This is a genomic window from Bartonella taylorii 8TBB (genome assembly GCF_902825155.1).
Lineage (GTDB): Bacteria > Pseudomonadota > Alphaproteobacteria > Rhizobiales > Rhizobiaceae > Bartonella > Bartonella taylorii_A.
In genome coordinates this window covers 142,018-165,146 of the sequence record NZ_CADEAG010000003.1, presented here as the reverse complement: position 1 = coordinate 165,146, position 23,129 = coordinate 142,018, and the positions used below count along the sequence as shown (strand labels likewise).

Annotated in this window: 19 protein-coding genes; 14 read left to right on the top strand and 5 right to left on the bottom strand. The window is 37.0% G+C overall.

Going from position 1 to position 23,129, the window contains the following annotated elements:
* Positions 1-160: 160 nt before the first annotated feature.
* Positions 161-937: a hypothetical protein gene (locus J7R13_RS09565; protein WP_246786272.1), complete on the top strand. Its 777-nt coding sequence runs from the start codon at positions 161-163 to the stop codon at positions 935-937.
* A 1,197-nt stretch (positions 938-2,134) separates the two neighbouring features.
* On the opposite strand, the gene J7R13_RS03905 is transcribed toward J7R13_RS09565, so the two are convergent.
* Positions 2,135-2,305, bottom strand: coding sequence for a hypothetical protein (locus J7R13_RS03905; protein WP_208437567.1), 171 nt, complete (start codon positions 2,303-2,305; stop codon positions 2,135-2,137).
* Here J7R13_RS03905 and J7R13_RS03900 point away from each other — a divergent pair.
* Positions 2,289-2,639, top strand: a complete 351-nt coding sequence (locus J7R13_RS03900) for a hypothetical protein (RefSeq protein ID WP_208437566.1) — start codon at positions 2,289-2,291, stop codon at positions 2,637-2,639. The genes J7R13_RS03905 and J7R13_RS03900 overlap by 17 nt on opposite strands.
* Before the next feature lie 896 nt (positions 2,640-3,535).
* Here the strand turns inward: J7R13_RS03900 and J7R13_RS03895 are convergent.
* The 4 genes from J7R13_RS03895 to J7R13_RS03880 form a co-directional block, all read right to left on the bottom strand.
* Complete coding sequence (locus tag J7R13_RS03895) at positions 3,536-4,321, bottom strand: DUF1499 domain-containing protein (protein ID WP_208437565.1); 786 nt, start codon at positions 4,319-4,321, stop codon at positions 3,536-3,538.
* A 617-nt stretch (positions 4,322-4,938) separates the two neighbouring features.
* A complete protein-coding gene (locus J7R13_RS03890) occupies positions 4,939-5,478 on the bottom strand; it encodes a DUF1254 domain-containing protein (RefSeq protein WP_208437564.1) in 540 nt (179 codons plus the stop codon).
* Positions 5,471-6,067 carry a DUF1214 domain-containing protein gene (locus tag J7R13_RS03885; protein WP_208437600.1) on the bottom strand — a complete coding sequence of 199 codons (597 nt, stop codon included), beginning with the start codon at positions 6,065-6,067 and terminating at the stop codon, positions 5,471-5,473. The genes J7R13_RS03890 and J7R13_RS03885 overlap by 8 nt, the downstream gene beginning before the upstream one ends.
* 17 nt (positions 6,068-6,084) lie before the next feature.
* Positions 6,085-8,232: a transglycosylase domain-containing protein gene (locus J7R13_RS03880; RefSeq protein WP_208437563.1), complete on the bottom strand. Its 2,148-nt coding sequence runs from the start codon at positions 8,230-8,232 to the stop codon at positions 6,085-6,087.
* A gap of 344 nt (positions 8,233-8,576) precedes the next feature.
* Here J7R13_RS03880 and J7R13_RS03875 point away from each other — a divergent pair, with 344 nt between their 5' ends.
* The 12 genes from J7R13_RS03875 to J7R13_RS03820 all read left to right on the top strand — a co-directional run bounded on the left by J7R13_RS03875 (position 8,577) and on the right by J7R13_RS03820 (position 22,804).
* Positions 8,577-8,813 carry a hypothetical protein gene (locus J7R13_RS03875; RefSeq protein WP_208437562.1) on the top strand — a complete coding sequence of 79 codons (237 nt, stop codon included), beginning with the start codon at positions 8,577-8,579 and terminating at the stop codon, positions 8,811-8,813.
* 18 nt (positions 8,814-8,831) lie between these two features.
* Positions 8,832-9,500, top strand: coding sequence for a response regulator transcription factor (locus J7R13_RS03870; protein WP_208437599.1), 669 nt, complete (start codon positions 8,832-8,834; stop codon positions 9,498-9,500).
* Positions 9,501-10,913 carry a sensor histidine kinase gene (locus tag J7R13_RS03865; protein ID WP_208437561.1) on the top strand — a complete coding sequence of 471 codons (1,413 nt, stop codon included), beginning with the start codon at positions 9,501-9,503 and terminating at the stop codon, positions 10,911-10,913.
* Positions 10,914-11,026: 113 nt separating this feature from the next.
* Positions 11,027-11,761 carry a tetratricopeptide repeat protein gene (locus J7R13_RS03860; RefSeq protein ID WP_208437560.1) on the top strand — a complete coding sequence of 245 codons (735 nt, stop codon included), beginning with the start codon at positions 11,027-11,029 and terminating at the stop codon, positions 11,759-11,761.
* 184 nt (positions 11,762-11,945) lie between these two features.
* The gene (gene ccmE / locus J7R13_RS03855; protein WP_208437559.1) at positions 11,946-12,425 is read left to right on the top strand and encodes a cytochrome c maturation protein CcmE; all 480 of its coding nucleotides are present in this window, start codon (positions 11,946-11,948) and stop codon (positions 12,423-12,425) included.
* 7 nt (positions 12,426-12,432) lie between these two features.
* On the top strand, positions 12,433-14,415 hold the full coding sequence (locus J7R13_RS03850) for a heme lyase CcmF/NrfE family subunit (RefSeq protein ID WP_208437558.1): 1,983 nt from the start codon (positions 12,433-12,435) through the stop codon (positions 14,413-14,415).
* Complete coding sequence (locus J7R13_RS03845; RefSeq protein WP_208437557.1) at positions 14,412-14,804, top strand: cytochrome c-type biogenesis protein; 393 nt, start codon at positions 14,412-14,414, stop codon at positions 14,802-14,804. The genes J7R13_RS03850 and J7R13_RS03845 overlap by 4 nt, the downstream gene beginning before the upstream one ends.
* Before the next feature lie 253 nt (positions 14,805-15,057).
* Positions 15,058-16,569 carry a Do family serine endopeptidase gene (locus tag J7R13_RS03840; RefSeq protein WP_208437556.1) on the top strand — a complete coding sequence of 504 codons (1,512 nt, stop codon included), beginning with the start codon at positions 15,058-15,060 and terminating at the stop codon, positions 16,567-16,569.
* Positions 16,570-16,647: 78 nt separating this feature from the next.
* Entirely contained in the window at positions 16,648-17,334 is a 687-nt protein-coding gene (locus J7R13_RS03835; RefSeq protein WP_208437555.1) for a response regulator transcription factor, read from the top strand.
* A complete protein-coding gene (locus J7R13_RS03830; RefSeq protein ID WP_208437554.1) occupies positions 17,331-18,713 on the top strand; it encodes a sensor histidine kinase in 1,383 nt (460 codons plus the stop codon). Before J7R13_RS03835 ends, J7R13_RS03830 begins: the two co-directional genes overlap by 4 nt.
* Positions 18,714-18,810: 97 nt before the next feature.
* A complete protein-coding gene (locus J7R13_RS03825; protein ID WP_208437553.1) occupies positions 18,811-21,735 on the top strand; it encodes a bifunctional [glutamine synthetase] adenylyltransferase/[glutamine synthetase]-adenylyl-L-tyrosine phosphorylase in 2,925 nt (974 codons plus the stop codon).
* Positions 21,736-21,973: 238 nt separating this feature from the next.
* Entirely contained in the window at positions 21,974-22,804 is an 831-nt protein-coding gene (locus J7R13_RS03820; RefSeq protein ID WP_208437552.1) for an outer membrane protein, read from the top strand.
* Positions 22,805-23,129 lie beyond the last annotated feature (325 nt).

Below are 23,129 nucleotides of genomic sequence, written 5' to 3'. Positions count from 1 at the left end.
TTGCATGAATGTAATATAAACATAATGTATTTATTTTTTATACAGTGTTTTTATTATTATTTTTAAAATTATATTTGACATTTTTTAGACAGCATAATAATGACAGCTCCTACTGCATCATTATGATACAGTTATTTTTAATAATAAAAGGAGGATTTAAATGGGTAGTTCAAGCTCATCAAATGATTCAAGTAGTAACTCACATCCAAAAAGTTGGCTTTTTCCAGAAGATGATTATAGTACAGGCGCTTATGCCCAAGCAGCAGGTACAGGTGGCATTGTAGGAGCAATATTAGGAGGTGGTACTGGTGCAGCTGCTGGCTTACTCGGTGGAGCAGTAAGCGGCGGAATAGGAGGAGCTGGTGATTCAAGTAGTAACTCACATCCAAAAAGTTGGCTTTTTCCAGAAGAAGATGATTGTAGCGCAGGCGCTCATGCCCAAGCAGCAGGTGCAGGCGGCATCGTAGGAGAAGTAATAGGAGGTATTGTTGGTGCAGTCGGAGGTCTTTTCGCTGGACCGGGAGGTGCCGCGGCTGGCTTTGTCAATGGAGCAATATCAGGTGGACTAGCAGGAGCTGGTGACGCCGTGGCAGATAAATACAATGCATGCCATACGGCACCAAGTTGTGAAACAAGCGATTATGTTGAAGCAGCTGCCATACACGGAGGCATAGGAGCAGGAGTTGGTGCATTAATTGGTCCGGAAGGAGCACTAGTAGGCGGATTAGGAGGAGCTGCTAACGGTGCGCTAGATAAGTACAATGAATGCCATCCGAATCCAAGTTGTGAAGTAGGCGATTATGTCAAATCAGCAGCCATAAAGGGAAGCGCAGGAGCATTAATTGGTTTATTAGGTGGTCCGGAAACAGTAGTAGCAGGCGGATTAGGAGGAGCTGCTACCGGTTTTTTGGATAAGTACAAGCAATGTCATCCGTAAAGTGAAGAGACGCTGTTTCTAATTTATTAGAAAATAGCTAGTAAGATATTTCTGAGATCAGTAATACTGTAAACACACTTTAAAGTTATGGCTAAACTGATTTCAGGGATATTTTTGTTTATGACAATAGATGTTTTATTTTGGATTTTTTGTTATGTATACTTTTATTAGCTCCTTAGTAACAGCAATTGGATTTGGATTTTGCATGTTTTTTTACAATAGATTTAAAGGTGAGAACTGGAGTATAAAAAGAACAATATTATCAACAATTATGTTTTTTATATTATATTATGCTGGAATTTTATTAGTTAAATATATAGGAATTTTATAAAGATTGTTTATATATAAAATTATATTTAATTAAGTTAAGTTTATTATTTGAATTATAATCTATTGCTCTCTCTATTAAATCATTCATAAAGTAGATGAGATTTCAGTCTGGATTTTTTGATATGCATACTTTTACTAGCTCCTTATTGGCAACGTTTATATATGGATTTTTAATGTTTTTTTACAATAGATTTAAAGGTGAGAAATGGAGTATAAAAAGGACAATATTATCAACAATTATGTTTTTTATATTATATTATTCTGGAAATTTATTAGTTAAATATATGGGAATTTTATAACAATTATTTATATATGAAATTATATTTATTTTATGTTTTTATTTGCATTAAATTATAGATATATTGTTGACAGTTGAAAAAATAGTGTAAAGAAATCGCTTAAGAAATTTGGTTTGTTCTTTTTTACTTTTCGGTGTTTTGTTTTATTTATGTTGAGTTTAAATATATTAGATATTAGTATTTATATTTAAATTATGTTTTATTATTTTGGATTTTTTGTTATGCATACTTTTACTAGCGCTTTATTTGCAACATTTATATATGGACTTTGCATATTTTTTTACAAAATATTTAAAGGTGAGAAATGGAGTATAAAAAGGACAATATTATCAACAATGAGGTTTTTTATATTATTTTATGCTGCAAATTTATTAATTGAATATATGGGGATTTTAAAATAACATAAAATAAAGTTGTTATCAGTATTTTATTATTTATTATAATTTATATATTTTTACAAATTATAGTTTATTTTTTGCTAAATAGCATGCTCATCAAATGATTCAAGTAGTAACTCACATCCAAAAAGTTGGCTTTTTCCAGAAGAAGATGATTGTAGCGCAGGAGCTCATGCCCAAGCAGCAGGTGCAGGCGGCATCGTAGGAGAAGTAATAGGAGGTATTGTTGGTGCAGTCGGAGGTCTTTTTGCTGGACCGGGAGGTGCCGCGGCTGGCTTTGTCAATGGAGCAATATCAGGTGGACTAGCAGGAGCTGGTGACGCTGTGGCAGATAAATACAATGCATGCCATACGGCACCAAGTTGTGAAACAAGCGATTATGTCGAATCAGCTGCCATAAAGGGAGTCATAGGAGCAGGAGTTGGTGCATTATTTGGTCCGGAAGTAGCACTAGCAGGCGGATTAGGAGGAGCTGCTAACGGTTTGATAGATAAGTACAATGAATGCCATCCGAATCCAAGTTGTGAAGTAAGCGATTATGTTGAATCAGCAGCCATAAAGGGAGGTGCGGGAGCATTAATTGGTTTATTAAGTGGTCCGGAAGGAGTAGTCGCAGGCGGAGTAATGGGAGCTGCTACCGGTTTTTTGGATAAGTACAAGCAATGTCATCCGTAAAGTGGAGAGATGCTGTTTCTAATTTATTTAGAAAATAGCTATAAAGATATTTCTGAGATCAGTAATACTGTAAACACACTTTAAAGTTATGGCTAAACTGATTTCAGGGATATTTTTGTGTATGATAATAGATATTTTTGGATTTTTTTGTTATGAATACTTTTACTGGCTCCTTATTGGCAACGTTTATATATGGATTTTTAATGTTTTTTTACAAAAGATTTAAAGGTGAGAACTGGAGTATAAAAATGACAATATTAACAACAATGAGGTTTTTTATATTATATTATGCTGGAAATTTATTAGTTAAATATATGGGAATTTTATAAATATTATTTATATATGAAATTATATTTATTTTATGTTTTTATTTGCATTAAATTATAGATGTATTGTTGACAGTTGGAAAAATAGTGTAAAGAAATCGCTTAAGAAATTTGTTTTGTTCTTTTTTTACTTTTTGGTGTTTTGTTTTATTTATGTTGCATTTAAATATATTTAGATATTAGTTTTTTATTTTATTAATTATATATTTTGTTTACAAAATTGCAATTGTCATTGATTGTGACAATTATCGGTGAATTTGTGTGTATTGTACTGTTTTTTTGAAGATTTAATGTTTGCAGATTTTAAAAAATCTGTAAAACCTTATCATCGATAATAAGTGTGTTTTTATTGTTGATTTTTTCTCTAACTATATTACCTTGCATCATATTTTATGATAAATATGTCACGCGCTAAAAAGAAGCCATAAGTTACTTTTAGGGGGGGCAAAGAACTTATCAGTATGCTTAAGCTGTTGAGAGGCAGTAACTGATTTGTTCATTTTTGCGTGTTTCGAAATTTATTTTTGAAATAAGCTGATTTACTAATATAACTTACTATACTTCTAGCTTCTATTCATCATCTTGAGAAAGAGGGAGAGAAGCGATTTCTGTATCAAGTGCATCCATAAAATCGATAATAAAAGCAGCATTGGTACCCAAATCTCTCGGCATATACCGCGAAGCAGAACGCATATCAACAAAGGTTGTATCCCCTTCATTGGTTAAACGTATCATAACGTCCGAAATAAAGCCTAGGTAAAAAGTTTTTGCCATTGTTTCAATATAAAGCGCATCTTCTTCGCCTTTAAACTCTCGTTGAGCCACAACAGGCCAATCATAGGCTGCTAAAACATTGAGAACGGATTTACGAATACGATCAGGTGAACCATCATAACGACGCCCTGACATTTCCGGCCACGCAGATATTTGTAATGCTGCTTGTTCAGTTAAAACACTTTTAAGCGGCAGAGCATCATTGGGGCGTGTCGTGCGAAAAAAGGCTGGGGGATTGCGTGTATCCGTAGAAACATCATGAAGAGCTGGCAAAGTAAACCAAAATCCCCAAAATAACATTAGCGGTGTGGCCGTGATTAATGAGTAAATGATCCCTTTTAAAGCTTTCATTCCCCCCAGAGCACCATACTCCCATAAACTGTAAAGTGCTTTGAGTGCAAGAAAAAGAGAAACAGCAACACAGCAGGCAGAAATTACAATTAAAATGATGAAATCAACGACATTAATCACAGAAAAGCGCTGTAAAAGGATTGAAAATAACAAAATAAAGAACGCTAATCCGCCAAAACGAGGGGACCATACCGCTGCTCTTGAAGTTAACCGCACATATTTTTTTTGCATGAAGTTTTCTTTCCCTCAATTGTAAATCCTAAGCAAAGTTTTTCTCAGGTTTCATATCTTAAAAGCTTCTGGTCATACAACAAAAGTAAAGCACTTGTTTTTGAGGTCAAGGATGCGTGATGTTCATCAAGTTGCCAGCAATTATTTTAACGCATTCATTAAGGGCAATAATCATTCTTTCTATAGCTTATTATGGTATCGGTCCAATTTTATGAGAATAATTTGTCGTCACGTAACAATAAATTTAGAGGGCAAGCTGTAAGCTTTCTACAAGTTTGTTTGTACAGAGTTTTCAGTTATCTCTATTATGTTTTGGTTAAAGGCATGCTATCCCTATCGAATAAGATACGATTATTTGCAACAGAGGTCGTATTCTCTTCATATTTATAATCAATATACTGTCTTCTAGGTATTTGTGTGCAAGATTTACATTGCAATGGAAGGCGATTGTGGGGATCATGGAATGGTTTTTGGACCACAATAAAGAATTCAGTTGTTTAAAAGGTAGAATGAAAATTCCATTTTAATTCTGATATTCGATTAATTGAGATTAAAAATAACTATTTTGCGTATATTTTGTTTGCTCTTATAGAAAAAAGCATTTGTCTATTGTGCTTTTACCCATTGAATGTGTGACAGGTGGCAGATGAAAGGAAGGCTTCACTTCCTTTTTTTTCAAGTGCAGAAGGAGCAAAGGTACGTAAAACGGCAAAACCTTTATTTAAATTTTTGGCAACCAAAACTGAATTGACATTGTTTCTAGGCATTGATTGTTTAAGCTCTATAATTTGTATTGGTTTGCCAATGATAAGATCTAGCTTAGCATCAGGGGATGTCCGGTCATTAAGGCTGTAGAAAATCATTCCGTCGTATGTGTAGGCTGCTAGTGACCAAAATTGTATTGTCTTTAAAGCTTTTAAATGAACAGGACCATTTCCGAGATCAAATCTGCAGACTTTAAGAAGAAAGAGCGGATCAGCAGACTGTTGAATAGGATTACGAGCATCCAAGTCAACAAATTGATAAGGAGCTCCTGATTTTTCAAGTTCTGTCCATATATTATTTTGCGCCCAATAAGGTATTAGAAAGAGGACACAAATATGGACAATGATAGCGCCAATGATTGCAAGAAGTGCGGCGTGAATGAATCTAGTCACAGTTTTTTTGTCCTGATGGAATTTGTTCTACCAAGGGCATTGTAAGCTTTTGTAATGCCGTTGCGGAGATAATTGAGGTATCGTATAAAGTAAGAATAAGTCCAAATTCTTTTTGACTAACCGTTGCAAGCCAATTTCCAGTTTGTGGTGTTGGTGCAATGTTGATACGCAAAGAGCCATCACTTTCATAGGTAACATTGTTGGTATAGAGTGCGAAAGGTATTTCTTTAGATGAAGTGTACGGTTTGAGTGATCTGTCAGCTGTATAAAGTGTAAAGAGGCGGGTTTCAGGGATGTGGCCTTTGAGCAAATAATGGCAATGGGGGCGTAGCGGATGTCCGTGGTTGTCTTTCCAAAGTTGGAAAGCAAGCCCTTCTGTGTGTCCGAGTGAAATGTCACCTTGTTTGGCTGTGCGTGCACGGGTATAGGGATCAGTGTTGGTCGTTCCCACTTCTGGGTAGGCACTCCATTCGCCAATTGTAAAACGTCCAAAATTATTGAAGGAATTGAGCATATAATCGACGCTAAACGTTCCACATAAAATGGAAAAAGTAAAAATGGAAAAGAGCGTAACAATATTAACAAACATTGTAGAATATTTCGAATTCAATGCGTTAAAGCTCCAAGTGTTTCCAGTTTCAAAGAAATTGCAGATGGCTTTTTCAGATCTTTGTTAATCAGTCGCACAATATTCAATGTTGCAGGGGAGAGCGTATAAGATATTTTAGGTGCAAGCTCAGAAACATTGCGGGAATCGGGGAGCGGCTGATAAGGAAGAAGTGAATCTTTGACACCATAGAGTTGTTTGAGCATGATATTTTGGTGTGCATAGAGCATGATGCTATGCCATATCATGGCGGGAACACCACCACCAAAAGCGCGATTCATCGGTGAAAAATTATCATTGCCCATCCATACAGCCCCAGTATAATTACCAGTAAAGCCAACAAACCACGCATCGCGATAGGATTGTGATGTTCCAGTTTTTCCAGCAACAAGGGTCATGGGGAGAGCTGCACGTTTACCGGATCCTCGTGTTGTGACACCAACCATCATTTGGTTCATATAAGCTGCTGATTGTCCACTGAGGACTCGATGTGGTTTATTACCATTATGTTCGAAGTCCCACACTACATGTCCATCTGTTGTCTTGATTTGTGTGAAACCATGGTGATTTCCGGCTATGCCACCATTAGCAAAAACATTAAAACCAATTGCTTGATCCATTGGTGTCATATTGGATGTGCCTAGAACCATAGTTTTGTGTGATAAAATATGTGCATGAATTCCCATACTTTTGATCAGATCTATGATAGGTTGGGTATCGCGGTTAAGATATTGATAGGTAAGATAGACAGGCACTGTATTGATAGAAAAAGCTAAAGCGGTTGCTAAATCGATTTTACCAAGATAACGACCCGAGTTATTTTTGGGTGACCAACCTCCCCAATTTATGGGAGCATCTGAGACTATTGTAGAGGGAGACAAACCATGTTCCATTGCGGCTGCATAAACATAAGGTTTGAATGAAGAACCAGGTTGCCGACCGCCTTGTGTTGCTCTGTTAAATTGGCTTTTACTATAGTCAACTCCTCCAACAATTGCACAGATAGCTCCGTTATTATCAAGTATTACGGTGGCTGCTTGTGTTACGCGATATTGTTGACCATACTGGTGTAAATGATAGGCGATTGCTTCTTCTGCTGCTTTTTGAATATCCGGATCGAGAGTAGTTTGAACGATTAAAGTATGGCTTGGAAGTTGGTCATCCATTTTTTTGACTTCGTCGAATGCCCAATCAAGAAAATAATCAGGTTGAGTATTATTTATTTTTGTAAGTGCTCTGGCAGGATGACGATGGGCATTGATAATTTGGCTCTCAGTCATGAAACCGCTATTAACAAGATTAGCAAGTACTACATTAGCACGTGTTTGAGCAGCAAAAAGGTGGCTATGAGGAGCATATTTAGTTGGGGCCTTGAAGAGACCTGCTAACATAGCGGATTCGCTAAGAGATATATTGCGTATATTTTTTTCAAAATAAAATTTTGCTGCTGCTGCAATACCAAAATTGTTTCCTCCCATATATGCACGGTCAAGATAAAGTTGCAAAATCTGTTTTTTGCTGAAATTTGCTTCTAACCAAAGGGCAAGATAGGCTTCTTTGATTTTGCGTGTTATGGTTCTTTCATTTGTTAAGAATAAATTTTTAGCCAGTTGTTGTGTAAGGGTTGAGCCACCTTGCACTACACTTTTAGCCTGCATATTCTGTGAAATTGCTCGGGTGAGACCTTGCAAATCAATACCCCAGTGATCAAAAAAACGGCGGTCCTCTGTCGCAAGAACCGCTTTAATAACAGAATTGGGCATTTCTTCAACGGGGACGGATACAGCCGGTAAAGCACCACGGTGACCGATGGGATTTCCATAGCGATCTAGAAAAAGAATAGAAAAATTCTTAAGAGAATACCAATCTTTTTTAGTTAATTCGAAAATGGAAATACCAACAATGGTAAAAAGAGTAAAACCAATCAATCCTAATGTCAGTGTTTCATTGAGAATTTCTACTATAAAACGTTTCCATCCTCGGAGATGAAAATATTGTGAGATGATTTGTGTTTTATTCCGGAAGGAACTATGAGCAGAACGGATGCGATAAAGTGCTGTATCGAATAGTGCATCCAATTCAATAAGTGCAGGACTATGGAATGGCTTATTGTATTGTGTTTTCTTTTTTTTAAAAAAGTCAAACATTTAAAGAGAGCCTATAACAAAGTAATGCAACAAAAAATCTATAATGATTATATGGAGTAGCAGTAATTTTTTGCTATAGTGCAAACAGAAAAAGAGGTTACTTATTTTAGGATTAGGGTAACTTAGTTATCATATATTGCGTATTCAGTTTTAATATTTTTTAAAAATTCTCTCTTTTAATTATTTTATAATTGTTAAAAAGATTTTGGTTTGAAATTTTTAAATTTTGAGTACTATAACCTTATTATTTTGTTACATAGAAGGTGAATCATTAGTCTGGTGTAGTTTTTGAATAAAAAACATTGTTCATCCTCTATTCATCTAAAATAGATTATGAAATATCTATGATAAAAAAAATTTTCTTATTCATGACAATGGTAGTTTGTTTAGGAGCGAATTCTGTTTTGGCTGCTGGTTGTGCCGAAATAGGTAGGAGGGTTGCTACTCAAGAGAATGGAGTGTTGGTGCGCTCAAAACCGGTTGTTCAGAACGGAAAGGATATGTGTATGATTGTGTTTATTGTGCCAGCGCATGACGGTGAAAAGCTGCGCCGTGTTGAAGTTTTTGTTCCCGCTGATTAGTGTTTAGCAGATGGTGTGATGCGTATTTTAATTGTTGAAGATGACCGAAATCTTAACCACCAGTTAGCAGAAGCTGTGAAGAATGCAGGATATGTTTCAGATAGTGCTTTCGATGGTGAAGAGGCTTATTTTTTAGGGAGTACAGAATCTTATGATGCTGTGATACTTGATATTGGTTTACCACGTATAGATGGAATTCGTGTTGTTGAAAAGTGGCGTCAAGAAGGATACAGAATGCCTGTTTTAATGTTAACAGCGCGAGATCGTTGGTGTGATAAAGTGCTTGGGATTGATGCAGGTGCTGACGATTATGTTGTTAAGCCATTTCATTTGGAAGAAGTAATGGCGCGGTTGCGGGCGTTAATTCGTAGAGCTACTGGGCATGCGACAAGCACATTATGCTTTGGTCAGGTTTTATTAGACACCAAAACTTCTCGTGTTTTTGTTGATAGTCAGTTAATTAAATTAACATCCTATGAATTTAGACTTCTTTCATATCTCATGCATCATTGTGATAGGGTGGTTTCAAGGACAGAACTTATCGAACACCTTTATAATCAGGATTTTGATAAGGATTCGAATACGGTTGAAGTTTTTGTAGGTCGCTTACGTAAAAAGCTTGGAGTGGATTTGATTGAAACTATTCGAGGAATGGGCTATCGTATGAAAACACTAGGTGATCAATGAATGTTTTTAAAAAAGAATAACCGATTTAGGGAGTTATTTCTTTTCATTAGGAAGTCTCTCAGTTTACGCGTTATGATTTTATCAACATTATGGGTCGTTATTTCGCTTTCATCGATTTCTGCAGTCAGTATTTTATTTTATAGGCGCTCAAGTGAACAAAATTTAGAGCGTATCCTTTTTGCTCAGCTTTACAGTCTTATTGCTACGGTAACGGTTTCACCAGAGGGAAATTTAAGAGGAAGTGTTGGAATTGATGATATTCGTTATTCCGATCCAACAACCGGATGGTATTGGGAAGTTGTTGCAATATCACATAATCTGAAAGGAAGACTGACTTCCCCATCATTGGGAACAGGGGAAATATTTTCGCCAAGTGATGCTGATATACCTTTTGACAACAAATTCTTTCGCTCTTATCGGATAAAGGGGAACAGCGGTCAGAAGCTACAGGTTATTGAGAGTGATGTTGTTCTTGATAATCAAAATCACATTGCGCGTTTTCGCCTTGTTGGGAATATCGATGAAGCACATGCACAAGTGCGGGAATTTAAACGGACTTTGCAAATTTTTCTTTGGAGTTTTGGTATGGGGAGTGTTCTTATCAATATTGCTATTATTTTCTTTAGTTTTCAGCCATTGAAGTTTATTCGACGTGCATTGAATGATATTCGCGAAGGCAGGGTCCATTATGTAAATACGGATTTAGTAAGCGAAGTCATGCCGCTAGCACGAGAGATGAATGCTCTCATCAAGAATAATCAGCGTATTATTGAACGGTTTCGCACACAGGTTGGTAATCTTGCTCATTCATTGAAGACGCCTTTATCAGTAATTATGAATGAGATTGATAAAATGTATGGAGAACAAGCCATTTTATTGAGAGAGCAAACTAAAATAATGCAGGCTCAAATAAATCATTATCTCCAGCGTGCACGGATTGCAGCACAATGCGATAGTATCGTTTATCATACATCTGTTCGCAGAGTGGTAGAGCGTTTAGTGCGGGTTATGGAAAAGCTTACCCCTGAAAAAAAGTTTCAATTTGTTATGGAGGTTGATGATATTGTTTTTTCTGGTGAGAGAGAAGATTTAGAGGAAATCGTAGGGAATTTGATTGAAAATGCTGCTCAGTGGTCTAGCACAAAAGTTTTCATCTACTGCTGTTTAGAAAAAAATATTGAAGAAACAGAATACTTTAGCATTCTCGTAGAAGATGATGGATCTGGTTTAACAGAAGATAAAATTGATGAAGCGTTAAAAAGAGGGCGGCGATTTGATGAAAGCAAGCCTGGGACAGGTTTAGGGTTAGCGATTGTTTCAGATATGGTCAATGAATATGGTGGAAGTCTTTTTTTATCGCGTTCTAACTTGGGTGGGTTATGTGCAAAAGTTTTATTACCAAGCAGGAGGTAAATATTTTTTCTCTAGAGCATTTGTAAGCAGGCAGCAGTGCTTTTGTGAATAAGAGGGGAAGAAGAGGATAAATTGGTTATACTTTTTGATTTTCCTATTGGTACAAAAATGATATGCTATTACTAGTTTTGGCAATACTTTTTCTTATCTTTCTGGCGTGTATTCTTTTTCTTTCGCTACATAACTATGGAGCTGTGAAGAAGCAGAAAGTTCAAGCCAATGATAGTTGTAGAAGTTGCATGTATTCGGTTGTATCCGACAGGACTTACATGCATCATAAAAATAGATATACTCTTAAAGCGTTGAGTATTTTGTTTGTTCTTTTTATGACATGCAACATTTACGCTCTGACAGGTAATCCAGAAGTTAAAAGTTATTTTTTTAGCGAGTTAATGGATAAGAATCCAAAGACACTCAGCAAGCGTGAACAGCTCGTTCGTTTACAAGTACTTTTTTTTCGTGCACCTCATAATGGAAAGCTAGCAGATGCATTAGCAGTAGGATACCTCGAGGAAGGTCGTTTTCAGGATGCAGTGAACATTTATTTAGATGCGCTTCGCTTGAATGGAGAATCAGCTCCAAGACTTGTTGGTTATGGGTTGGCATTAGTTGGTTATGAGGGCGGAATGATTACGCAAGAAGCACAAAATGTTTTTCAAAAAGCAGCCGATTTAGCGCCAAATGATTTTTATCCTCGTTTATTACTAGCTGAAGCGCTTCATCAGGCTGGGAAGTCTTTGCAAGCAGTGCAGTTTTTACAAAATTTTCTTGATACAATGCCTAAGGATTTTACAGGGCGATCACGTATTGAAGCCATGATAGTTCAGTTACGTGATTCATCTAATTAGAATATTCAGGAAGTGATTATGGGCAGTTTAAGATTATAAAACCAGAGAGTATATTTGAGAGAAGTGAAGATATTGGATAAAAGTTGCGCCCGTAGGTAAGATGTGCCAAGCTCTTTTAAAAGATAAGCCATATGAATTAATGTTTATATAACGTGTTTATAAAAAGAGTTTTCGTAGAGTGCCTATGAACAATCAATCTTTAAAAAGTTTTCCTTCACTAAAAGCCATTTTAAAGCAGCGAAAAAGAAAGCGATTGCTGATAATTTTATTGTATTGCTTGATTATGGCAATTGCGACAAGCCTTCTCATATATGCAATGCGTAATACGGTAAGTTTTTTTCGAATGCCCTCTGAAATTACAAGAGAAGATATTTTAACGGGACGCCCTTTGCGCTTAGGAGGTTTTGTTGAAAAGGGAACTGTTGAATATTTTGGAGAGATGGGCATTGTTTTTTTTGTAACGGATAACACAGAACATGAAAAAGTGATTTTCAATGGTGTCTTACCGGATCTTTTTCGTGAAGGACAGGGTGTTATCGTAGAAGGATATTTTGATAAACAGGGTGTTTTTAAAGGTACGCGTATTTTGGCGAAACATGATGAGACTTATATGTCTAAAGAAACAGCTGATCGCTTGAATAAACATCACAGTGTGGAGAAATAATTCAATTGTGTTTGTTGAACTGGGTCATATTTTTTTATCTGCAGCATTTGCAGTGAGTTTATTAGGAGCTCTCTTGCCTGCTTTGGGTTTTTTGTGGAGAGAGCGTTCGTTAATGCAAACAGCTGTTCCCCTGACATATATTACTTTTACATTATTGTTCTTATCTTTTTTGATTATTATTCATGCTCATATTGTATCTGATTTTTCTGTTTTGAATGTTGTTGAGAATTCTCATTCAGAAAAACCAATGCTGTATAAAATTACCGGTGTTTGGGGAAATCACGAAGGATCTATGTTATTATGGGTTGTAAGCCTTGTTTTTTTTAGTACATTGATGGCGTTCTTTAGCCAACATTTGCCAGAACAGTTTAAGGCACTAATTTTAATATGCCAAAGTTGGATTACAAGCACTTTTCTTTTATTTATTCTTTTTATGTCTAACCCATTTTTACGTGTTCACCCACCAGCATTGCAGGGAAAAGATCTCAATCCTCTTTTACAAGATATCGCGTTAGCAATTCATCCACCTCTTCTTTATTTAGGCTATGTTGGTTTTTCACTTTGTTTTTCTTTTGCAGTAGCTGCATTGATTATAGGGCATGTCGATAGGCTTTGGGCGCGTTGGGTTCGTCCTTGGCTTCTACTTTCTTGGTGTTTTTTGACATTGGGTATTATGGTTGGGTCTTATTGGGCTTATTATGAGCTAGGATGGGGCGGTTATTGGTTTTGGGATCCAGTTGAAAACGTTTCGTTTATGCCCTGGCTTTCAGGAACGGCTTTTTTGCATTCTGCTCTTGTTCTTGAAAAGCGGGAGACATTAAAAAGTTGGACTTTATTTTTAGCTCTTCTTACTTTTTCCCTTTCTCTTATGGGAACTTTTCTTGTCCGTTCTGGTCTTTTAACGTCTGTTCATAGTTTTGCTGTTGATCCAGAACGTGGGCGAGCAATTCTTGCACTTTTATTCTTTTTTACGGGAGGGGCACTGCTTCTTTTTGCTTTGCGTGTTTCTGTTTTAAAAACAGGAAAATTCTTTCAGCCAATTTCGCGTGAAGGTTTTATTGTTTTAAATAATTTGTTACTTACAACAATTATAGCAACAGTATTGATTGGTACGCTCTATCCTTATTTTGTTGAGGCATTAACAGGGCAAAGAATTTCTGTTGGTGCAGCTTTTTTTAACCTCACCTGTGGGCCTTTAATGGTGTTATTGTTATTATTGGCTCCATTTGGATCAATGATGGCGTGGAAACGTGGTGATTTTCATGCAGTTTTTGAACGGTTATGGCTTGTTTTTGCATTAGTTTGCGCAGTTTGTTTTATAACATTTTATGCGAAATCTTTGCGTGATATTTTTGCTGCTCTAGGGATTGGACTTTCAGCTTTTGTTTTCTTAGGCAGTTTAGCTGATCTTTGGGGAAAGAGTGGACATCGCAAGCTATCTTTGTTGATACGGGTTAAGAGACTTATTGGATTACCATGGTCTGTTTTTGGTGCGGCAATGGCGCACATGGGGTTAGGCGTTACATTGTTTGGTATTATCTGTGTTGCGTCTTTTGGGCAAGAGCGTATTCTAACCATGCACATAGGAGATAAGGTGGCGATAGCAGGTAAAACCCTTCATTTTGATGAAGTGCGCAATGGCGCTGGTCCGAATTATTCTGCAATAGAGTTTAATTTTACAATATATGAAAATAAAAATGCTGTGCGCAATGTAACCGCATCCAAGCGATTTTATTCTAGTCAAAATATATCAACAACGGAAGTTGGTATTCAGCGTCATGGCTTATCCCAGTTATATATTGTACCGGGACGTATAGATGATCGAGGACTTGTTTTGCATATATGGTGGAAGCCTTACATAATGTGTGTTTGGTTAGGAGCATTAATGATGGCAATGGGTGGTTGTCTTTCACTTTTTTATTGGTTCCGCATTGGGACGAACAAACAGGGTGATTCTTGCTTGAAATTTTCTGGAAAGATGTTGAGATGAAAAATGTATTGCTTTGGATTTTGCTTTTTTTAATCGTTATTTTTCCTTTGCGGTTAGCGATAGCAGTGGAGCCGGATGAAATTTTAAACGATTCAGTTCTTGAATTGCGTGCAAGAGATATTTCATCACATTTGCGCTGTCCGGTTTGCCAAAATCAATCAATTGATGATTCAGATGATTCCCTAGCGCGTGATTTACGGATTTTGATTCGGGAGCGATTAAAAATGGGTTATACCAATCAGCAAGTCATTGACTTTCTTGTTGAGCGATATGGTGAGTTTATTCTTTTGAAACCGCCATTTAATAAAACAACTTGGTTTTTATGGTTGTCGCCTTTGATCATTATCATCATTGGTGCAAGTGTCATATTTATTCGAATAAGACGATAAAAGCAGGAAAAATAATTATTTTGAATACTGATAACGAAAAACAATTCGTAATATAGTCACGTTAAAAGAGGTGTTATGTGAAGAAAAATACAATTTTTTAAAATTGGTCATTCAGCTTTGTTGATAATTATGTGTTGTTGAGACCTTAAACCTTACAAAACTTTAACAATTTAGACAGAAAACGGTAAGGTGTACTATTTTATAAGAGATCGAAATTGGAATAAAAATATGATTAAATAGGAGCATATACCAAATGGTTAAAAAAACTTTCTTTAAAACATTAGCCGCAGTGAGTTTTTCTGCGATGTTAGAAAGTGCACTGTTTTTTAGTGGATGTGGATCGAGCTTATGGACGACAGCAGTTCATGCGAATTCTGTGTTTACTTCGTTAATGCAACAGCAGGGATTTGCAGATATTGTTTCTCAAGTGAAACCTGCGGTTGTTGCAGTGCAAGTGAAGAGCAATAAAAAGAAAGAAGAGTGGTTCTTTAACAATTTTTTTAGTGGCCCAGGTATTGACCAGTTACCAGATCAGCATCCTTTGAAAAGGTTTTTTAAAGAGTTTTACGATTTGGATAAGCCTAAAAAGAGGTTTCCATCGCGTTCACAGAGACTTCGCTCTATAGCTTTTGGATCAGGTTTTTTTATCTCGTCTGATGGTTATATTGTGACCAATAATCATGTGGTTTCTGAAGGTACAAGTTATTCTGTTGTTCTTGATGATGGTACAGAGTTGAATGCAAAACTTATTGGGACAGATCCGCGCACCGACCTTGCAGTACTGAAAGTAAATGACAAAAGAAAATTTTCGTATGTTGATTTTGGGGATGATTCAAAGCTTCGCATTGGTGATTGGGTTGTTGCTATCGGAAATCCATTTGGTCTTGGCGGAACTGTGACAGCAGGTATTGTTTCGGCACGTGGACGCGATATTGGCGCTGGTGTTTATGATGATTTTATTCAGATTGATGCTGCTGTTAATAGGGGAAACTCAGGTGGTCCAACTTTTGACTTGAATGGCAAGGTTGTTGGAGTTAATACAGCAATTTTTTCTCCTTCTGGAGGCAATGTTGGGATTGCTTTTGCGATTCCGGCAGCGACAGCAAAACAGGTTGTGCAACAACTTATCGAAAAAGGTTCAGTTCAGCGTGGTTGGCTTGGGGTTCAGATTCAGCCTGTAACAAAGGAGATTTCTGATTCAATAGGTTTGAAAGAGGCCAAAGGTGCTTTGGTTACTGATCCGTTAAAAGGGCCAGCAGCAAAAGCTGGTATCAAGGCCGGTGATGTCATTATCTCAGTGAATAGTGAAAAGATTGCTGATGCTCGTGGATTGGCGAAGCGTATTGCAAATATTAGACCGGGAGAAACAGTAACTTTGGGTGTTTTGAGATCTGGTAAGGAAAATAGTATCAAGGTTAAGCTTGATGCAATGCCTGAAGGTGAAGGTAAGAAAGAGGGTTCAAAATATTCAAATGAACGCAGTAATTCAGATGAAACGTTGGAAGATTATGGTTTGATTGTAGCGCCTTCTGATGATGGTTTAGGATTGGTCGTAACGGATGTTGATTCAGATTCAGATGCTGCGGATAAAGGAATACAACCTGGGGATGTAATTGTGACAGTGAATAATAAATCTGTTAAAAAGATCTCTGATATTACTGATACAATTAAAAATGCACAAAAGCTGGGACGATCCGCCATACTCTTACAAGTGCGAACAGATGGCCAAAATCGTTTTGTTCCTCTTCCGATTTTCAAAAAATAACACTTTGTTGATGTAGGACAGAAATTTCGTAGATTTCTGTTCTACAACGCAATTTGATAAAATATGGAGATGCGTTTTATGAAGATACTCGTTATCGAAGATGATCGTGAGACGGGGCGTTATCTCGAAAAAGCTTTTGGGGAAGCAGGGCATTCAGTTGATGTTGCGTATGATGGGGATACTGGATATGCTTTAGCTGAAACAGAGAATTATGATGTTATGGTGGTTGATCGGATGCTTTTACATCGTGATGGGCTTTCCATTATTTCTGAATTGCGTGCTAAAGGCAATGAAACACCAGTTCTCATTCTTTCAGCTTTAGGGCAAGTAAATGATCGTGTAACGGGTTTACGTGCAGGGGGTGATGATTATTTAACAAAGCCTTATGCTTTTTCCGAACTTCTTGCTCGTGTTGAGGTGTTGCAGCGGCGTAAAAATCCTAAAGAGGTAGAAACGGTTTATTGCGTGGGCAATCTTGAGCTTGATCGTTTAGCACATACAGTGAAACGGGGTGATAGAAATATCGTATTGCAACCACGAGAGTTTCGTTTACTTGAGTATTTGATGCGATATGCTGGGCAGGTTGTGACACGCACTATGCTTTTAGAAAATGTTTGGGATTATCATTTTGATCCGCAAACAAATGTCATTGATGTTCATATATCCCGTTTGAGAGCAAAAATTGAAAAAGATTTTGATGTCCCACTACTCCATACAGTGCGTGGAGCTGGATATATGTTGAAAGCGTCAAATAATAAAACATGAATCGTTTGATCAATATAATGCGCACAACTGCGCTAAGGCTTTCAGCACTTTATATTTTATTATTTGGGTTAGTTGCAACGGGACTCTCTATTTATATGACGGCATTTTCTGCTTCGTTGTTAACAGAGCAAACGGAACAGGCTTTAAATGAAGAATTAAAGTATATCGAAAATGCTTATCATTATGGTGGGCTTTCTTTATTAATGCGTACTATTGATTATCGTTCACGACAACCGGGAGCTTTTCTTTATCTGGTTACTGACCCTATGGGGCGCGTTTTAGCAGGTAATGTCGCGCGTATTGAGTTAGGTCTTTTGAATCATAGCGGATTTATTGCAAATTCTTTTTTGTATTCACGTTTTGGAGAACATGGCAAAACAAGTGAACATCGCGCTTTGGCAAAAGTTGTTGATTTGCCTAATGCTATGAAGATTCTTATAGGTCGGGATTTGGATGAACCAGAACGTTTTGCAGCGGTTATTCGTAAAGCAGTCATGATTGCTCTTGCAGCAATGGTTGGAGGTGCTTTACTCATATGGTTTTTTGTTGGTAGGCGAGCATTGCAAAGGATTGATCATGTTACAGCTGCATCAAAACGCTTGATGAATGGTGATTTCAGTGGCCGTTTGCCTGTTTCTGGGGTAGGTGATGAGTTTGATCGATTGTCTGCTAATCTTAATGTTATGTTAGACCGCATTGAAGAATTAAATATTGGTTTGCGTCAAGTATCGGATAATATTGCTCATGATCTTAAAACACCGCTGACACGTCTTAGAAATCGCGCTGAAGAAGCGCTTTCAGGGCAAAAGACAAAGCTTGAATATCGCCAAGTACTTGATGCTGTTATTGCTGAATCAGATCAACTTATTCGTACTTTTAATGCTATTTTGATGATTTCACGCATTGAAGCCAGCAATGCAATTGAGCATCTTGAGATTATGAATATGAAATTGATCCTTGAAGATGCTGTTGAACTTTATGAGCCTTTTGCTGAAGAGTCAGGTGTTTTGCTTCAGTTAGGGGATACATTTGATAAAGAGCTTAAGTTGAATCGTGAGCTTGTTGCACAATCGATTTTTAATCTTATAGATAATGCCATTAAATATGCTTCTAAGGATGGAAGAAAGGCGAGGGTTTGCTTATCGATGGAATATCGTGCTGAACATGTGTTGGTTGTTGTGAGTGATAACGGTCCAGGAATTGCAGCGGATAAACGTGAAAAAGTAACAGAACGCTTTATTCGCCTTGAAGAAAGTCGTACACAGCCGGGTTTTGGTATTGGTTTAAGTATAGCAAAAGCTGTTATGAAACTTCATGGAGGTGAGTTGTTACTCGAAGACGCAAATCCAGGGCTTAGGGCTGTTTTATTATTTCCTTAAAAAATGTTTTTGTTTCATTGTTTGAATACCTGTGACTATTTTTCCTTAAATTGTAATGCAATAGAAAAAAGATGAAATATTTTTCTAGAGAGTATAGATGAAAAATGCTTTTTTAAAAACACAACTTCTTTCTTTATGTTCGCTTGATGAGAGTGGTTTTCAATGGCTGAAAGACCTTGCAGAACAAGCGAGAAAAGAAAATTTAGAATCGCTTGTTTCCTTTATTTTCGACAGGGGAAAGCAGATTGAATTTATAAGCGCGGTTATGACCTTATCTCCTTTTTTGCGTGAGGTTTTGATCGCCAATCCATCATATCTTACCCCCTTATTGAATGTTGATATAGAAACAAGGTTGAGCGAAATTATAACTGATATTGCAGCGATTGATAAAAATGAATCTATACATGAAACTTCATTGATGGTTGCTTTAAGGAAAAAAAAACGCGAAGCACATGTTCTCATTGCTTTAGCTGATTTAAGTGGTGTTTTTACTTATGAAATTTCATGCGCTTGGATGACACGTTTGGGAGAAGCTGCATTAGGTGTTGCTCTACGTTTTCTTTTAAGAGAGGCGCACGATCATGGTAAGATAAATTTGTCGAACCGTGATGATCCAGAAAAAGATTGTGGTTTAATCATTTTAGGGATGGGAAAATTGGGGGCAGGAGAACTTAATTATTCTTCTGATATTGATCTTATTGTTTTCATTGATGAAATGTCACCTCATATTGGTAAACTCTCTGAGAGTATAGATGTATTCTCCAAAATGGTACGCCGATTGATCCGTATCATTCAAGAACGTACTGCGGAAGGATATGTTTTTCGTCTCGATTTTCGGCTTCGACCAGATCCAAGTTCAACCCCTTTGGCTTTACCAGTAAGAACTGCGTTGCGTTATTACGAGGGGCGAGGACAAAATTGGGAGCGGGCTGCTATGATTAAAGCACGTCCAGTCGCTGGCGATAAAAGGGCAGGATTTAACTTTCTCAAAGAGCTTTTTCCTTATGTGTGGCGGAAATATTTAGATTATGCTGCTATTGCTGATATCCATTCGATCAAGCGTCAAATCCATGCGTATAAAAATTATGGTCAAATTGCTGCTTATGGCCATAATGTAAAATTGGGGCGTGGGGGTATTCGTGAGATTGAGTTTTTTGTCCAGACACAACAGCTTATCGCGGGTGGTCGCTTTCCTCAATTACGTGGACGTCAGACAGTTGCAATGTTAACAGAACTTCACAGGCTTGGTTGGATTAGTGATAAAACGAGAGATAGTCTTGTGAAAAGTTATGTTTTTTTGCGAAATGTAGAACACCGTATTCAGATGCTTGCAGATGAACAAACGCATCTTCTCCCAAATGATGTTTCTCAATTCACAAGTGTTGCATATTTGATGGGCTATCAAGAGAAGAGCAGCTTTATCCGTGATTTATTAAAAACGCTTCGGGTTGTTGAAAAGCATTATGCGGCGTTGTTTGAGAACGAGCAAGAACTTGGTTTAGAAATTGGCAATTTAGTTTTTACGGGGGAAGAGGATGATCCGGAGACATTAATAACGTTAAATCGTCTAGGTTTTGAAAGAGCGAGTGATATTTGTCGTATTATGCGTACACTCCATTGTGGGCGTTATAAAGCTACTCAATCTGCTGAAGCGCGTGAAAGATTAACGGAATTAACCCCAGCGCTTTTAAAAGCTTTTGGTGCTACAAAACGGGCTGATGAAGCAATGTTGTGTTTTGATAGTTTTCTACAGGGTTTGCCCTCAGGAATTCAGCTTTTTAGTCTTTTGCAGTCGAATCCTTCTCTTTTGGAGATGTTAGTGCTTATCATGGGAGCTGCTCCACGTCTTGCGGAAATTATTACACGTAAACCACATGTTTTTGACGGAATGTTAGATCCAACCATTTTTTCAGAATTGCCGACAAAAACGTATCTAGAAAAACGGCTTGAATGTTTTCTTGAAGGTGTTCTTTCTTATGAAGAAATTCTTGACCACTTAAGGATTTTTGCTGATGAACAACGTTTTTTGATTGGTATTAGAATTTTAAATGGTGCCATTACAGGAGAGAGAGCAGGTTTTGCGTTTACCGCGCTTGCTGATCTTATGATCGCAAAAACGTTTTCTGCGGTTCGAAAGGAATTTTCGCGCCTTCATGGTAATGTTAAAGGAGGGCGTGTTGGCATATTGGGGATGGGTAAGCTTGGAAGTTGTGAATTAACTGCTGGTTCAGATGTGGACCTTATTTTACTTTATGAACATGATGAGGATGCGGAAATATCTGATGGAGAAAAGCCTCTCTATATCCCTCAATATTATACCCGTTTGACACAGCGCTTGGTCGCAGCTTTATCTACTCTCACAAGCCAAGGAGTTCTTTATGCTGTTGATTTAAGATTGCGTCCGTTAGGCAATAAGGGGCCTGTTGCTGTTTCTTTTCAATTTTTTAAGAAATATTATCGCAGGGAAGCATGGATATGGGAACATCTTGCTTTGACTCGGGCACGAGGTATTGCGGGGGATCATGATTTTTTACAAAAGTTAGAAAATGAAGTTTGTGAAATTATTTCTTTTTCTCGTAATAAGAAAGATGTAGCAAAGGCAGTATGTGAAATGCGTACTTTGATTGAAAAAGAAAAACCGCCAGAGAATCGATGGGATTTGAAAACAATGCCTGGTGGTATCATGGATCTGGAGTTTATTGCCCAATTTGCCCTTATTACGCATGTGATTGCATTTCAAATTGGAGCGACCACAGCAGATACTTTGTCTCTGTTACCAAACAGTTTTCTTAATAATTCGTTTATTTCTGATTTGCGTTATGCCTATGGTCTCTATACGAATTTAAGCCAAATTATGCGACTTTGCTTGAATGCTTCTCTCGATCCCAATGATATGCCACTCGGATTAAGCGACCTTTTGTTAAATAGTGTTGGAGAACCTGATTTACTTCGTGTTGAAAAGTTAATTGAGGAAACTGGACAATCGGTATGCTCAGTTTTTACACATATAATGAAATATTAAATTTATTTTCAATAGGTTATAGAATAAACCTGTGGTATATTTTATTAAATATAAAAAATGCTAATCACTAATCACTAATCACTAATCACTAATCACTAATCACTAATCACATATTTTCATATTTTTGAATAGGAATTTTATTTTTTATGTAACTGTATCATTCCTGCTACAGATTTTTTTAAAAAAATATGAAAATATTTAACTGTTATGTGTCACATTAGCTTTTAGGGGAGCAATTATGGCTACAAAATATTTAATCACAACATCTCTTTTTTCTTTAACTTTAGTTTCTGCAGTACAAGCGGCGGATGTTACTATACCAGAACAGCCGGTGCCTGTTGTTGCATCTCCTGCTTTTTCTTGGACAGGATTTTATTTGGGAGGCCAAATTGGTAGTTTTTCCGGTAAAACTGCTTTAAGTTATTTAAAAGATAAAGATATAGGGAAATGGACTCCAGTTGACAAGGGGCTTTTGCCTAAACTTTCCGGTTTCATAGGTGGTATTTATGCTGGTTCCAATATTGATATCGATAATGGTTTTATTATAGGTGTTGATACGGATATGATTTGGTCTGATAAAAAGGATACGAAAGATATCGAACCACCGAACGAAAAGAAAAGCAGAGTAACATCAGAAGATTCAGAGGAGACGACGAGTAGGTCAATCTCTCAAGAGGATCCAGCGGTAGTAGTTACGGAAAGTGTGCAACATACTTTAAAGCAAAAATGGTCTGGTGCTACGCGGGTGCGAGTTGGTTTTGCGATTGATCGTGTGATGCCTTATATTTCTGGAGGGATTGCTTATACGCAGCTTCAAAATACTTTTAAGCTAAAGGTAGCTGATACAGCAGGTAGAGCAATTGATTTTTCTGATTTTTTGCATGATGAAAAAAAGACAATGGTTGGCTATACCTTTGGAGGTGGCGTTGATTTTGCAATGGCTGATAATGTCATTGTACGTGCAGAATATCGTTATTCAGATTTTGGTAAAAAGAAATTTGCACATGAAAAAATTGAAATGGGTTACAAGACGAATGATTTTCGCGTTGGTGTAGCGTACAAATTCTAATTTGTTTGCAAGATAAACTATTAAAGAGTCCCATTTTGGAATGGGGCTTTTATTTTTCAGATATGTACTGGAAAGGATCTTTAAAAGAGTGATATCATCTTATTTGAAGTACCTCTAGGGGTGGTTCTTTCTATTTTTTAATGCCCTCTCGTAGAGTGTGTAAGCTGTTATTTTCCTACTAAAAAACAAAAAATTTTTGAGCTTTAGGTAAAAATATCTACTGGATTTGTTTTAGTATGCTAGATTAATATACTTTAAGATGATCAACATTTTATTTCTTATAGTCATTAGGATTTAGGTATAAAGGATGGTCCAGCTTCTTATT